Origin of the sequence: Exiguobacterium sp. Leaf187 (assembly GCF_001423925.1) — a bacterium.
Taxonomy (GTDB): Bacteria; Bacillota; Bacilli; order Exiguobacteriales; family Exiguobacteriaceae; genus Exiguobacterium_A; species Exiguobacterium_A indicum.
Map to the genome: position 1 here is coordinate 1,546,011 of NZ_LMPR01000009.1, position 14,792 is coordinate 1,560,802.

Sequence of the window (14,792 nt, forward strand, 5' to 3'; positions counted from 1 at the left end):
AAAATTACCAAATCTCTCCCATACAAAAAATCCTCTTTCCCTTGTGTTATCAGGAAAAGAGGATACGGGTATCAGTTACGGTTGATTTCGACGTATTTATAAGAAATATCCGTTCCGACATTATGACGCGCGAGATTCTTCACTTCCGTGTTTTGCAAGAAGGCATTCTTCCGTTGGTAGACCGGTGAGATTGCTTGATCGTCGAGTAACAAGCTTTCCGCTTTACTGAGTAACGCGAGACGCTTGTCTTGATCGAGTTCACTTTCAGCCTGTTTCAAGAGACGGTCATACTGTTTGTTCGAGTAGTCCATCATGTTGAACGGGTTACCGGTTGTGAACAAATTCAGGTATGTCGTCGCATCCTGATAGTCCGGTGCCCAGCTCGCGAGTGACAAATCGTAGTCCCCTCGTCCCTCACGGGCGAGACGCTCTTTCTTCGGAAGTGACAACAGTTTAACGTCGACGTTTTGTTTCTTCAACGCCCCTTGGATGTACTCACCGATTTTTTTCGAGACGTCGTCGTCTTCAATTAACATCGTCAATTCAAGATTTTGCTTCGCTAGCACTTTGTTTGCCGCTGCTGCATCGTACGACGATTCGATTTGGCGTGTACTATCGTATTTCGGATCAAGTTCTTGTGGTACGATGTAGTCCGCAGGGAGTGATCCGTTTCCGAGCAACGTTTCTGTCAACGCTTTTTTATCATATGCCGCGTCGATTGCTTGACGTGTTTCCTTGTCCTTCAAGGCTTCTGTCTTTTCGTTCATCCGGATGAAAAACATCCGCGAATCGCTGAACGTGTTGTACTCTTTTTGATCCTTGTACGTCACAACGTTCTCCGAGTTGAGTGGCGCGACATCGAGTTCTCCCGACTCGAACAAGTTGATCGCAAGCATCGGATCCTTGATGATTTTAACGTCGACTTCGTCAATCTTGACGTTCTTCCGATCTGCGTACTCAGCGTTTTTCGCGAGCGTATAACCTTGCTCCGCTTGATACTTCTTGAACGTAAACGGTCCGTTGTAGACGTTCGTTTTCGGATCCGTCCCGAACTGCTCGCCTTCTGCTTTGACGATATCTTCTCGTACAGGCATATAGGTACCGAACGTCGTCATGCTGAGGAAGTATGGTGTCGGACGTTTCAGTTCGATTCGAAGTGTCTCGTCGTCGACCGCTGTCGTTTTTTCGACTGGCTCGAGCAAGTAAGCGAACGGTGAGTTCGTTTTGATGACGCGCTCGAACGCATAACGGAAGTTCTCTGCTGTGACAGGCTTTCCGTCAGACCATTTCGCATTCGGGTCGAGCTTGAACGTATAGACTTTTCCGTCTTCAGACATACTATGTGATTTCGCTGCCGCCGGAACAAGTTCGTTGTTCGCGTCGAAGCGATAGAGTCCTTCGTAGATTTGGTTGAAGATGTTTGACGTGATAGCGTCTGCCGGGTCGACCGACAGAAGATCATAGCTCTCCATCGTATGCAGGACCTTCTTATCTGCTTTTTTCTCTTCTGCTGGTTCTGTCGTTGCACATCCTGCTAGTAGGACTGCCGTACTCGCCGCTGCGATCAATGTCTTTTTCATGTGTCGTGCCTCCTGAGAAATATGATGAGCGTTGGATGATTCGGCATACCTTGACGTACAACAAAAGGCGCCCTCTACGCATAGCTAACAGCTAATGCATAGAGGACGCCTGTATCCGCGCGGTGCCACCTCTGATTGAGACGAAGAATCGTCTCCACTTGTCGCTGGTCCAACAACCAGCTAGCCCGGTAACGGGGGCAACCGTCCTGTCTACTCGAAGGTTCAACAGGCTCTCAGCGGTCCATTCTCGTTCAGCTTACCGTGTCAGGCTCTCACCATTCCTGACTCGCTTGGTCGGCAGTGTTGAAGATACTTACTCCGCGTCGTCGATGTAATTGATATGGCTTAACTTGTTGTTTACTTTACACGGCTTGTTTTTCGCTGTCAACGAAAAAAACTCAGAACGGATGGTCTTCTTGTTTTTCTTGCTCGCGACGGACCGGACGTGGTCGAATCGGTTCGACGTGTTTGACATGTGTTCGCGTAACGATTCGGTTACTGAGTGCTGCGTCAAGTAAGATCGTAATCGCTGCTGCTATGTGTAAGAACATCCCGACGACCGGAATGACCCCGACCGTTGATGCGACGATCCCGACGATGTTCCCTTTTGAGACATTCCCGGCACGTGCCGTCAATACGACGACGACGATGTGAAACGCGAGCATCAACCACAGGGCATTATAACCTGAGAAAATGACGATTGAACCACCTAAGAGCGGAATCCCGAGCACCGCCTCCATTCCACCTGATACCCACTTCAACGTCCGCAATGAATCCTGTCGACTCTCCATGACGTCGCCTCCTCTTTTTTTCCATATGTCTAGTATACGACGGATTAAAGAAAAGGTTCCAACGTTTTTGTTTAGTTTCTGTAATAATAACCATAAAAAAAGCAATCGACGAATGTACTCAAGTTTTGCTCCCTTTCCTCAGGCGAAACACAAGCCGCGACTCTTTCGCTTCAAGCGAAGAGCCGGGTCTTGTTTGTCTCTAACAGCGCAACTTCGCTTTTTCCTGTAGGAGTGGAGCAACTTGAGTATCCAGCATGCACTGGAATATCCGTCAATCGCTCATGATTTTAGACCGCCAACACATGGAACTGATACCCACGATGGACGACGAACCCTGCTTCTTTGTAAAGATCGAGCGCACGATCATTATCCGTTTCGACATCGAGTTCGAGTTGTGTCCGACCTGTTCGGAACAACGCTTGAACCATCAGCTTCAGCATCTTTTTACCATAACCATTACCTTGCGCTTCTGGACGAACCGCGAACGCATGGATGCTCGCTTGCGTATCGGAAGCAAGGTAGGCACGGATGACGCCGACCGGTTTGCCGCTTGCGACACCGATGAACGTGATGCGGTCATCAGATTCGATTGCTTGATAGATCGACTCTGCTTCTTCATCCGTGTTCCCGAACGATTTACCAAGCGTCTCGACGATGAACGGACGATCGCCCGCTGTCGCTTCGCGTAATTCGAAATCCGGATCGGCTTTTAAGAACAACTGCGCCTTCTTCAAAATCATATTGTACTCGGTCATCCGGTACTCGGCACCTAATCCTTCAAGGACGGCTTGACCTGAGCTACTTGCATCGTCAATGACGAACGTGAATGCTTCGACGCCTGCTTCCGTTGCGCGCGCCCGTGCCGCTTCAACGAGTGCCGTGAAGATTCCTTGTTTCCGGTAATCCGGATCAACGAAGACGTTTAGTTCCCATTCCGTCGGTAAGTACGCGAATGCTTGTAAGTACCCGACGAGTTGCTCACCGTCATAAATTGCGAAGTCGTTCTCGCCAACCCAATCGGCTGCGACTTTTAATTCAATGCCATCGTGATCGTTGACACATTTTTCGAGTTGTAATACATCTGTTGTTTGTTTGACGTCTGTGACGTTCCATTCCATATTCATTCACCTCATTTTCAACTATACCGAACGAACAAAAGAAGCACTAGCAAAAGCTAGTGCTCATTGCAGTTTAAATGTCTTCATCATCTGCGGGACGTCCTTGACGATCAAGTTCTCGATCGCTTTCTTGCCGACAGCGCCTTTGACGGCTTCCGTCGGTAAGACGTAGTAGTACGTTTTACTCCCTTTCGTCCCGAGATATGTACCATATCCGATTTCACGGTCGAACTGTTTTTTCGAGAGCTTCTTCGGCTCATAGTTCAAGTTGACGAGCAGTTGGTTCGCTCCTTTAACTTTATAGTACAACGCGAACGTGCCGCTCCGCGTGATGACACCGTATTTCGACTTGACTGTCTTGTTCTTGACGAACTCAACTTTATCTTGTTGGATCGCCTTTTTCAAAACATCTGTCGTCTTGACTGTATAGCCGAATGTCTTGTTTTCGACGACTCCTTTGCTATACGTCACGTTACTTGCGGCAAATCCCGTCACCGGAGTCAGACATGCTCCGAGTAATACTCCTGTCATTGCGATTCGTTTCATGCTGACTCCCCCTAAAATGATTGGTAGTAATGGATTCCCTTTTGTGAAATAGGTAAACTCTATTCTCGAAAAAGATTTGACGGAATTGTCTAAATTTCTTACGATAGGGATAACGAAACGAAATGGGGTTAAAGCGATGACTGAACAAGAACAATTAACGCAAGAACAGCTCGATAACTTGCTCAAGAATGCGTTTGCAATGCAGGTTCCGATCCTCGAGAAGTTCATGAAGGATACACACGATCGTTATGCACTCGCAACGACGTCTTTCAAGCGTGACATGGAAGCGATGAAAGAGACGGAATGGCATCAGTTCTTCGCGAGTAAACTGTTACCGCACTTCTTCCTCGAGCACCTCGGATTCGGTGCCTCGTTCCGCTTCAACGGACACGATAAGGAAGTCAGTCTTCCGGAAAACGTCGTACCGGTCCGTAATGATGCCGATGAGCAAATCGATAAAGTCGTCCTTGGGGTTAAAAAGGCGATGCAAGACGAGCACATCAAGAACCACGATCTCGTCGCTAACTTCTATAAAGAAACACTCGAACTCGCTTGCCAGATGGGCAGTCGTGTCGGGATGAGCGATGAGTTCTATACTCTCGTTAAACCGAGTCTCGTTCATGCGAACGAAGGCGAATAATCGTTGAAATTCAAGAGAGGTCAGTTCCGGAAAGCTTTCCGAGAACTGACCTCTCTTTTTGTGTAACGAATTGGTCCAATCAAAACCGAACGTAGAACACCGCTCCCCCACCGCTTCGATCTCGAACACCATAATCAAATTGATGACTATCAAGGATCATCCGACTGATCGCAAGACCAAGTCCATGACCGGCACTGCCTTCTTGTTTGACGTAGACGTCCCAAATCGTCGCCCGGTCTTCTTCTCGGACTCCCGCTCCTTCGTCCTCGACCGTCAATTCGTCATGCGTTAAGCGAACGGTAACCGTCCCGCCGACGGGTGAAGCAAAATGGGCGTTCATCAGAAAGTTCATCAAGACGCGTTCAAACATGCGTGGATCAAGGGACTGCCTCGTTGACTTAAGATCCGTCGCCAGCGTCAGTCCTGCCTGCGTGAACGTTCCACGCAGGCGTTCGACTGTCGCAAGCACCAGTTCATCGAGTGCCACATCCGTCTTTTCAAGCGGCATCCGTCCACCAGCAAGCTTCGAGTAAAGCAACGTCTCATCAATCAGATGACCGAGTCGATCCGTCTCCTCGATGATGCTCGTCGTCACGTCGGGCAATTCAGCAACGGGAATGACACCTGCCGCGAGTGCCTCGGTCTCGTTTCGAATGATCGCGAGCGGCGTCCGCAAGTCATGGGTGATGCCAGCAATGAACGTCTTCTGTAGATGATCCTTTTGTTTCAGTTGTGTCTGCATCTCGTCGACCGCGTCAATCAACTCTCCGACTTCATCCTTCGGTCGCGCTGGCAAGACGACGTCTGTCTCGCCGGCACCAATCTTTTGAGCAACAGACCGAAGCGTCACGATCGGTCGCGTCAGGTGCCGTCCCATGTAGTAAGCAAGCAGTGATGCGAGCAGCAACGTCACGAGTAACGCGAGTCCAATCGCGAGATATACACCACTCAGCGCACTACTCGCAAGTGGTGCTTGTCGGACCGTCGTGATGCGCGTTCCGTCAACCGTCAACTGATACGTCAGCAACCGTTCATTTTGCACTTCAATGACATCTTCCTTCTTGAGATTATCAAGAAGTGGCAACCGCCCCGCCGGTCCGCGCGCCCCAATCCGTTGCGTCAACCCGTCGGTCGTCAAAAACCCTTGAATATCACGCGGTATCGGCGTGTCGGCTTCAAGCGCTTGTTTAATGATGTTCGCTTCCCGGGCGAGTTGATCGTACCGTTCACCTTCTGCGAACCGATTGACGAGGAACGCCGTCAAGACGAAACTGAGGATCCCCATCACGAGCAGCGGACCCACGACAGCGTATAAAAACTTACGCATCAAAGGACGTCGTTTCATTCAATCGCCTCCAATCGATAGCCGACCCGGTGCACCGTCTTCAATTGTTGTTTAATGATAGGCAACTTATCCCGTAATTGTTTGACGTGTGTATCGACGGTTCGGGTATCGCCACCGAATGCATAGCCCCAGACATCATCAAGAATCTGATCCCGACTCAGTGCCTCACCGAGGTGTTCAATGAAATAGAGCAACAGTTCGAACTCCATCTTCGTGAGACTGACCGCCCGCTCCCCTGTTTTGACTTGGCGTCCCTTCTCATCGATCGTCAAGTCACCGAACGCATGACGAGCGACCGGACGGACTTTTAATGCCCGTTCGAGCCGGATCGTCAACTCCTTCAGGACGACTGGTTTGACGAGATAATCATCGGCACCGAGTTCGAGTCCAAAGACGCGATCATCTGCCTCTCCACGCGATGTCATCATAAAGACGACCGGCGGCTGAACTTGTGATTTGATGCCTGGTACGAGTGACCAACCGTCACCGTCCGGTAAGCGGACGTCGATTAAGACAGCATCAAACGCTCTCGTCAGGCACTGCTTCGCCTCTGCTAACGAACCGGCAATCGTTACCTCATATGCATGGTGACGCAGGAAACGGGCCGTCACCTGTGCTAATTTTTGTTCATCTTCAATCAATAGTACGTTCATCATCATCCCTCCACCCTTAGTGTAGCGCCTTTTTGCCTTCATTTGCCTTTCTTCGCAGTTTCTTTGCAACTTCCTCACAACTTCTCTTTCGTGACCCTCTACCATAAAAGGTGAAAGGAGTGATCATCCCATGACATTCAAAAAACAATGGATCACTGCATTGACAATTAGCGCATTAACAGTCGGAGGCGCGTCAGCATATGCTGCGACGAACGACGACTCGAGCACAACAAAACAAGCGAAACACGGGCACCACTTCGAAGGTATGAAAAAGCATGACATGACGTTACTCTTGAAAAAATTGAACCTGACACAAGCTGAGGCAGATGCTGCCCGGGAGAAAGGGCAATCAATCGCTGATCTCGCAAAAGCAAAAGGGATCTCGTTCGCTGATTACAAGAAGGCAGAACTCGCAGCAGCGAAGGAGCAGCTCGCAAGTCTCGTTAAATCAGGCGACTTAACGCAAACGCAAGCAGACGACATGTTGAAGCGCCAAACGGAACGGTTCAGCGGCGTCAAGAGCTACGCTGAACTCAAAGACAAAATGCCGATGGGTCGCCACGGTGGACCAGGTTTCTTCAATGAATCATTGATCGCTGACGTCCTGAAAGCACTTGGACTGAGCCAGTCGAAGTTCGACGCAGCGAATCAATCGCTTGCTGCTTATGCGAAGGCACAGTCGATCAAGTTCGCCGACTATAAAAAAGCATTGCTTGCAGCGCAAACGAGCGAACTCAATCAACTCGTCAAAGACGGAAAGATGACAAAAAAACAAGCAACGGAAATCAAGTCTCGTCTGACTGAGGAATATAAGGACGCGAAGAGCTACGACGATCTTCCGGAGCGCGGCGAACACGGCAAGCGTGGTGACCATGGACCAGGTGGTGTCTTCGGCGACTCGACGTCAGCGATTCTAAAAGCACTTGGACTCGATGAAGCGAAGTTCAAGGAAGCGAATCAACCCTTACCTGAATTCGCGGAAGCAAACAAGATTGCTTACGCCGATTTCGAGAAAGCCGTCCTGGCAGCACAAACTGCTGCGATTGATCAACAAGTCAAAGATGGCAAGCTGACAGAAAAACAAGCGAAACAGATCAAGGAACACATCCAGTCCCGCGCAGATGATGTCTCAAGCTACGCTGACCTCAAAAAAGGTCCAGCACGCGATGGTCATGGTCCAGGACACGGACATGGTCCGGATGGTGACATGCCAGGCGCACCGGATCAAGGAGCAGATGCGGATCCGAACGCCAGTGACACTTCGATCGATTTAGCGATTTAACATATAAAACGAAGCTCATACCGTTGAGCTTCGTTTTTTGTCGTACTTGACCTCTTAATTTTGAAATAAAATTGCATCGTTTTCTAACTTTCCATTCGTTTTTTTGAAATAATAGTCTATTGTTTAAGGAATCATTGCAACGATTCTCCCCTTCATCCGATAGTAAGACTGAAGCGTTACTACGTATGGAGGTGAAGAGATGGCGTTTTTTGAGGCCATGAAAACAATCCGACGATCGGATACGGCACCGATTCATATCGGCGGGCTTGAAGTATCTCGTCTTGAACAATCAGAAGCCTTTTTCCATCATCAAACCGATGCGATTTTTGTCTTTGATGCTGCTGGTACGATTATCTATTTCAATGAACATCTTCCAGAAATCCTAGGATACTCGGAACATACCTTATACGAGCACTTTTCCGTGTTTAATCCTCCGGATCAAATGGAGGCGGTCTCGCAATTTTTCCAGCGTGCGTTACAAGGGGAAACGGTTCATTATACAGCAAGAGGATTGCACGCAGACCAACATCTCGTCACCTTAAAGATCACGAATATGCCGATTGAACAGGAAGGACATGTCATCGGTGTCTATGGAGTCGCGCGTGATGTGACACGCGAAAAACAACTCGAAGAAGACGTCTCGGAAATTCGCTCCCAACTGGAGCTGACCAAGCAGGTGCCTGAGTTAGTCTTATTCTATTATGACTTGCGGTCGCATCAAATCGAGCCTTCGCCTTCGCTCCTGAAGTTTCTCGGTTTAAGGGAGGATCAGTCATCAATTGAGCAACAACGGTTACTCGAACGGATTCATCCTTGGGATTTTGACCCGCTCCGCTTTGAAATCGAGCGCATGGCAGCAGGAAAGCAGGATCAGTTCGAACAAGAGCTGTCCTTGTTGACGTCAGACGGTTCGTATCAATTGTTGCGCTTGAAGGCAGTACGTCGCGCAGGGCATGCGCATCAGGCTTCAATCGTCTTGTATGACTTATCGGAAATCGATGCGGCCCGTCAACAATTGAAGATGGAACGCGCACAAGCCCGTGACATTTATGAGGCTGTGAACGCGGCGATCTCACAAATTGATTTGACGACCGGACGGATTTTATTTCATTCGCAAGGTTTTTTGCACATCTACGAGGAGTTACCAAAAAATTTGATTTTAAATGATACGTGGTTATTGTCGCGAATCGATCCTCGAGATCACGATGCGATGCGAAAGTTCATGCAACGCTTGTTACAAGGACATGCCGGAACACTTCAGTATCGCCTCCGTTTTCCCGATGGGCGGATCAAATGGGTCGAGGATCAACAAATTCCGATCTTTCACTCTGACGGATCGATTGCGTATTCCAACAGCATCTTGCATGATATCACGTTACAAAAAGCGTACGAAGAACAGTTACGGCAACTCGCTCTCCGGGACGTCGTGACCGGTCTTCCGAATCGCCAAGCACTGATTGAGACGATTGAATCGTGGCAAGCACGCACTGTTCCTTTTTTCGTTCTCTCGGTTTCTTTCAACCGTATTACGGAGATCAATAACGCGTTCGGTCACGGTTCCGGCGATCAGTGGCTCCAAGCGACAGCTGCCCGCTTAAACGATGTCAAACCGGACGAGGTCTTTCTTGGTCACCTCGGTGGGGATGAATATGCACTGCTCGTCTCGACCGACTATGAACAAGATGTCACGCCGTGTGCGGAAAGACTACTTGCGATCTCGACACACCCGATTTCAATTGAACCCTACGCTTTGTTCGCCCGGGTTTCGATCGGCATCAGTCGCTATCCTCAAGACAGCACGGACGCCGTTGAGTTATTAAAGCATTCTTACACAGCACTCCGCCGCTCACGACGCGACGATCACAGTGCGTTTCATCATTATGCTTCGAATCTCGATATTGACTATTACCGGCGCTATCGTTTGGAGCAAGACTTGCATTATGCCATTGAACGTGATCAGTTGTTCCTCGAGTACCAACCAAAGGTCGATAGCTGGACGGGGAAGATCGTCGGAATGGAAGCCTTGATCCGCTGGCAACATCCAGAATGGGGACGAATCCCGCCGAACGACTTCATTCCGCTCTCAGAAGAAAGTGCGCTGCATATCGACATCGGGGACTGGGTCCTCGAAGCAGCCTGCCGGCAGATGAACGAGTGGTCCAAGACCGGTGCCTCTCTCGTCCCGATCTCGATCAATGTCTCACCAAAGCGGCTGTTGATTCCAGGATTCGAGCATCAAATCGAACAGACCTTAACACGATATGCGCTCGATCCGACCCTGCTTGAACTTGAGATCACAGAAGCGGCCCTCATCATGGATGATCCGATGACGAGTCGGACACTTGAATCGGTCAGTGCCCTGGGTGTCCGGATCGCCTTAGATGATTTCGGTAAAGGTTACTCTTCGATGGTCTATTTGCAACGTTATCCGATCGACGTCATCAAAATCGATCGTCAGTTCGCGACGCACATTTACGATGATGCGAAAGCGCAAGCGATTGTCAAAAGTATCTTGTACATGGCGAACGAATTTAACCTATATGTCGTAGCAGAGGGCATCGAGACGATTCAGCAGCTCGATACGTTTCGGATGCTCGAATGTCCACGCATCCAAGGATATCTCTTCAGTCGACCTGTTCCGAGTGATGTAATGGAAGGCTTTTTAATCCGCGAAATCCTCTATCCGATCGAGGCTTGTGCTCTATCAAGTGATACAGTTCCACGGTTTTCCGTTCCCGGAAAGATTCGGATGCTGACACATCATATGGAGTCCTTCACGCTCGCTTTTTCTGACTTACAGGCACACCAGACGAGTACGAAGGTCTTGTATTTCTCGACTGAGACGCCCCTTCCTTCACATGCCGCAACATGTGAGATTCGATTAAACGAAGGGTTGCAACTCGTCACCTGTACTGTCACGATCATCGGTCAGCAAGACGGACAATATATGGGGGAATATACGAACGAAACGGAAGCCGAACAGATCATGCGCTTCTTCCAATCGTTACGTTACACCCCTTGACTCACTCACGAAGACGTTCACAGACGTCTTCGTGCTTTTTTGTTATAGTAATCTTAAAGTAATTTACTCTAGATGGGAGGAATGACATGCAGTCCCCACTACCGATGAAACATCATCGTCGTTCGACGAAAGGTCAACTCTTTCGACGTCTCCTCATGCTAACGATTGGTGCCATCATCTTTGCAATCGGTCTGAAAGGATTCTTAGTTCCGAATAACATCATCGATGGCGGAATCGTCGGAATTTCGATTATCGGCTCGAAAGTCACGGACACGACCCTCGCCTTTTGGTTATTCTTCCTGAATATCCCGTTTATCTTCTTCGGCTACAAACAAATCGGGAAGACGTTCGCCCTATCGACGTTATACGCGATCTTCATCATGGCGATCGCAACTAAACTCCTCGAACACATCGGTCCGTTGACAAGCGTCGACTTACTCGCGACCGTCTTTGGTGGATTGATTCTCGGAATCGGTGTTGGCATCGTCATCCGTTCGAGTGGATCACTCGATGGAACGGAGATTCTTGCTGTCTCGTTTAGCCGATCGACACCGTTTTCAGTCGGAGAGATCGTCATGTTCTTCAACGTCTTCATTTTAGGAGCCGCTGGTTTTGTCTTTGGATGGGACCGGGCGATGTATTCCTTGATTACATATTTCGTCGCTTTCAAGACGATCGACGTCGTCATCGATGGACTCGATCAATCGAAAAGCGTCTGGATCATTTCCGAGAACTATGAAGAGATTGGTCTTGCGATCATGGATCGTCTCGGACGAAGCATGACATACTTAAATGGAGAAGGTGCCTTTACGGGTGATGGGAAAAAAGTGATTTTTTGTGTCATCAGTCGCTTGGAAGAATCAAAGTTGAAGGACATCGTTCGTGACTTTGATGAACAAGCCTTTATTGCGATCGGCAACATCCATGATGTCCATGGCGGTCGCTTCAAGAAAAAAGATATCCATTAACCGAACGAAAGGAAGGAACGCGGGTGTGGAAAAAACATCGTAAAAAAATCATCGCTACCATCATCATCATCGTCACCTTAGTCGTCGTCATCATCGTCGGTATTTCCGGTTACGTCGGCTCATCCTTGACACAACCGGAGCGCGAGGCATTGACGACAAATCCGAAGAAGGCAGAAAATCTGGACTATGAGGACGTGACATTCCGGTCCTATAAAGATCGGACCCGCTTATCCGGCTGGTGGATGCCGAGTGAGGATGCAAAGTTAACAATCGTCTTTGCGCATGGATACGGGAAGAACCGGGAGCAAGAAGATGTTCCGGTTCTACCGCTCTTTAAGAAATTTCATGATGCCGGCTACAATGTGTTGACGTTTGATTTCCGAGGTTCCGGTGAATCAGACGGCAAACGCGTCACCGTCGGAGCCAAGGAGCAAGACGACTTGTTGACGGCTGTGCGGTACGCGAAGTCACGTTCGGCGAAGCCGGTCGTGCTCTATGGTATCTCGATGGGTGCGGCGACTTCGCTCGTCACCGCTCCGAATGCCGATGTCGTCGGCGTCATCGCCGATAGTCCATTCAGTGATTTAGAAAACTATCTCGCCACGAATCTTCCGGTTTGGAGCGGGCTACCGAATTTTCCGTTTACACCGATCATTCTAGAAATCACACCTCCGTTGACAGGACTCAATCCCGAACGCGTCAAACCGGTTGAATCCGTCCGGCGGATTGATTACCCGATCCTGTTGATCCACGGGAAAGATGACGATGCGATTCCAGTGACGGAAAGTATGAAGATTCAAAAGGCAGCGCCACGATCGGAACTTTATGTGACAGAGAACGGCGGTCATGTCCAGTCGTATGCCCACGACCGAAAAGCTTATGAAGAGAAGGTGCTCGCGTATTTAGCTGACTTGCACTGATAGGAGGAAATCGGAATGCAGCAACTCTCCGTGTTCTTGACGTTTTTCATCGCACTGACGGTCATGGGGATCGGTTTACTCGTTTCGCGTCGCGCCGGGTATCGGTTCCCTTACGGACGAGCGGTTCTTCTCATTTGGATCGGTTCCGCACTCATTGGATTGACGATGTATATCTTACGATGACAGACAAAAACAGCCGCCCGCTTCCTCTATGGAAACGGGCGGCTTGTTCGTTTGTGCTTATCGTTTTAGTACAGCAGCTCCGACGATCTTCAAGACTTCCGGACGACTGAGTTTCTCCTTCCCTCTTGCAAGGGCATCCAGCGTTCCATGCGCGAGTGCAAGTGGAATGTGACAGAATTCATAAATCGTCGTCTCCTTCGGAATGGACGCAAGGTAGGCGTCGGCTTCTGCAAGATTCTCACGCGCATAAGCAAACATCGTATCCGTCGTCCAACCAGGTGGGAAGTAACCGACACCACGCTCCGCATCCTCCTGTTGGTTACGCAGAATGTTGACGGCTTGTAAACCACGACCAAATCCAATCGCTTGTTGCTTATCCGTGACAATGCCTGCTTTCCAGTACCAAATGTCTGACAGCATCACACCGACAAGTCCAGCGACATAATACGTGTACTCATCGAGATCCGCTTCTGTTTTGACTGTCCAGTCGCGCTCTGCCCAGACCGCCATTCCTTCTGCCATCTCCGCCGTCGAATCGAGGACCTTCGGACGAATTGCGGCCGGACAATAGGCGATCCACTCCGGTAGACGGAGTGTCACTTCCGGCAGATGCGCCGTGTAAGGCGCGATCAACTCGAGATAGGCCGTAGCGGAGAACGTGCCACGCATCATCAATGCCGTCTCACGTAGTAACGTCGTCTTGATGTCCGTCGCTAGTTCTTCATGGTCTTCGATCTCATCGATGGCACGCATGCATAGATAAGCAGCACCGACCGCTTCCTGTAAGTCTTGCGATAGTCGACTAATCGGGATATAGAAGGTGCGACTCGTCGCTTTTAGTACACGGTTCGCGTCTTTTTTCAGCTGCTTCGTCTCATTCATTCCTGACAACTCCCTCTTTGATTCAAAAGGTTTCTTTTCTTCTCCATTTACTATACACGATTCAACGCGTTTGAGCATTTATTTCATGATAAGAAAGACTCCCTGCACTCGTATGATACGTGCAGGGAGTCGATTTGTATTCTTTTTTCCAGAGAATGCCTGAATCACGAGAGGATACACTGGCATTCACTTGACCTTACTTTTCTTGTTGTTTCAAGAGTTGTCCGATCAACCCTGTACTCCGTGATGCTTCCGTATTCTCTTCTTGGATGGCTAAATAGACTTCCTTCCGATGGATGTCGACTTGTCGCGGAGCACGGATTCCGAGCTTAACTTGATCTCCTTCAATTGCAAGAATCGTCAGTTCGATATCATCTCCGATTTGAATCGCTTCGCCGTTCTTTCGTTTTAATACGAGCATCAGCGTCCACCTACTTCTGTCAGACTTCCAATCTTTTGACGATTCGGATATGTATCTTCTAAGATGATTTGTTTCGCGAGCCGCTGTTTCGTTTCCATAACGAATGGTGCACGTAAATTTGTCGTCGATTCCTGGAAAGGCTCACGTAACGTCACCGTCGTGTATACAGCGACTTGCGCTGTTTCTTCGATACTCAACTGTTCTTTTGCAGAATCCGTTAACTCAAAGACATAGTCCGGATCGATCCAAAACGGATTCGTGACGATGAATGCGCATTCCGGCTGATCAATGGATTGGAAGGACCAAAACGGTACGCCTTCTCCGAACGGCAACAAGACGAATTGTTTGGCATCCGGAAACCCCGGTAATTCAGAAGCGAAGGTAATGATCTCACTTGGCTCGATCGTAATCACCCCAAAAAAATCTGTTTCGATTTGCATA

At 49.1% G+C, this 14,792-nt stretch carries 15 protein-coding genes and 1 other annotated feature; of the genes, 6 read left to right on the forward strand and 9 right to left on the reverse strand.

All coding sequences use genetic code 11. The features are described from left to right. Nucleotides 1-71 precede the first annotated feature (71 nt). From ASF99_RS12255 to ASF99_RS12270, 4 genes are all read right to left on the reverse strand, one after another. Nucleotides 72-1,580: a peptide ABC transporter substrate-binding protein gene (locus ASF99_RS12255; RefSeq protein WP_055968992.1), complete on the reverse strand. Its 1,509-nt coding sequence runs from the start codon at nt 1,578-1,580 to the stop codon at nt 72-74. A gap of 98 nt (nt 1,581-1,678) precedes the next feature. Next, nucleotides 1,679-1,916 (reverse strand) — a binding site (T-box leader). Nucleotides 1,917-1,978: 62 nt separating this feature from the next. After that, a complete protein-coding gene (locus tag ASF99_RS12260) occupies nt 1,979-2,371 on the reverse strand; it encodes a hypothetical protein (RefSeq protein WP_055968994.1) in 393 nt (130 codons plus the stop codon). Nucleotides 2,372-2,658: 287 nt separating this feature from the next. Then, nucleotides 2,659-3,489 (reverse strand): GNAT family N-acetyltransferase, encoded by an 831-nt coding sequence (locus ASF99_RS12265; protein ID WP_055968996.1) that lies wholly within the window; start codon nt 3,487-3,489, stop codon nt 2,659-2,661. Between the two features lie 63 nt (nt 3,490-3,552). Further along, nucleotides 3,553-4,035, reverse strand: a complete 483-nt coding sequence (locus ASF99_RS12270) for a hypothetical protein (protein ID WP_055968999.1) — start codon at nt 4,033-4,035, stop codon at nt 3,553-3,555. 136 nt (nt 4,036-4,171) lie between these two features. Between ASF99_RS12270 and ASF99_RS12275 the strand changes: the two genes are divergently transcribed. After that, nucleotides 4,172-4,675, forward strand: coding sequence for a hypothetical protein (locus ASF99_RS12275; protein WP_055969002.1), 504 nt, complete (start codon nt 4,172-4,174; stop codon nt 4,673-4,675). Nucleotides 4,676-4,754: 79 nt separating this feature from the next. Here ASF99_RS12275 and ASF99_RS12280 read toward each other — a convergent pair whose 3' ends face one another. After that, nucleotides 4,755-6,020 carry a HAMP domain-containing sensor histidine kinase gene (locus ASF99_RS12280; protein WP_055969005.1) on the reverse strand — a complete coding sequence of 422 codons (1,266 nt, stop codon included), beginning with the start codon at nt 6,018-6,020 and terminating at the stop codon, nt 4,755-4,757. Next, nucleotides 6,017-6,673, reverse strand: a complete 657-nt coding sequence (locus tag ASF99_RS12285; RefSeq protein ID WP_055969009.1) for a response regulator transcription factor — start codon at nt 6,671-6,673, stop codon at nt 6,017-6,019. The genes ASF99_RS12280 and ASF99_RS12285 overlap by 4 nt, the downstream gene beginning before the upstream one ends. Nucleotides 6,674-6,803: 130 nt before the next feature. Between ASF99_RS12285 and ASF99_RS12290 the strand changes: the two genes are divergently transcribed. The 5 genes from ASF99_RS12290 to ASF99_RS17285 all read left to right on the forward strand — a co-directional run bounded on the left by ASF99_RS12290 (nt 6,804) and on the right by ASF99_RS17285 (nt 13,048). Continuing rightward, nucleotides 6,804-7,955: a hypothetical protein gene (locus ASF99_RS12290; RefSeq protein ID WP_055969012.1), complete on the forward strand. Its 1,152-nt coding sequence runs from the start codon at nt 6,804-6,806 to the stop codon at nt 7,953-7,955. Between the two features lie 199 nt (nt 7,956-8,154). After that, a complete protein-coding gene (locus tag ASF99_RS12295; RefSeq protein WP_055969016.1) occupies nt 8,155-10,977 on the forward strand; it encodes a sensor domain-containing protein in 2,823 nt (940 codons plus the stop codon). 86 nt (nt 10,978-11,063) lie between these two features. Next, entirely contained in the window at nt 11,064-11,945 is an 882-nt protein-coding gene (locus tag ASF99_RS12300) for a YitT family protein (RefSeq protein WP_055969019.1), read from the forward strand. A gap of 23 nt (nt 11,946-11,968) precedes the next feature. Next, entirely contained in the window at nt 11,969-12,865 is an 897-nt protein-coding gene (locus ASF99_RS12305) for an alpha/beta hydrolase (protein ID WP_023469284.1), read from the forward strand. Between the two features lie 15 nt (nt 12,866-12,880). Next, nucleotides 12,881-13,048 (forward strand): hypothetical protein, encoded by a 168-nt coding sequence (locus ASF99_RS17285; protein ID WP_156357207.1) that lies wholly within the window; start codon nt 12,881-12,883, stop codon nt 13,046-13,048. Nucleotides 13,049-13,105: 57 nt separating this feature from the next. Here ASF99_RS17285 and ASF99_RS12310 read toward each other — a convergent pair whose 3' ends face one another. From ASF99_RS12310 to fliW, 3 genes are all read right to left on the reverse strand, one after another. After that, the gene (locus tag ASF99_RS12310; RefSeq protein WP_023469286.1) at nt 13,106-13,930 is read right to left on the reverse strand and encodes a squalene/phytoene synthase family protein; all 825 of its coding nucleotides are present in this window, start codon (nt 13,928-13,930) and stop codon (nt 13,106-13,108) included. A 196-nt stretch (nt 13,931-14,126) separates the two neighbouring features. Beyond that, a complete protein-coding gene (gene csrA / locus ASF99_RS12315; RefSeq protein WP_023469287.1) occupies nt 14,127-14,351 on the reverse strand; it encodes a carbon storage regulator CsrA in 225 nt (74 codons plus the stop codon). Next, nucleotides 14,351-14,791, reverse strand: coding sequence for a flagellar assembly protein FliW (gene fliW / locus ASF99_RS12320; protein ID WP_041255192.1), 441 nt, complete (start codon nt 14,789-14,791; stop codon nt 14,351-14,353). Before fliW ends, csrA begins: the two co-directional genes overlap by 1 nt. Nucleotide 14,792 lies beyond the last annotated feature (1 nt).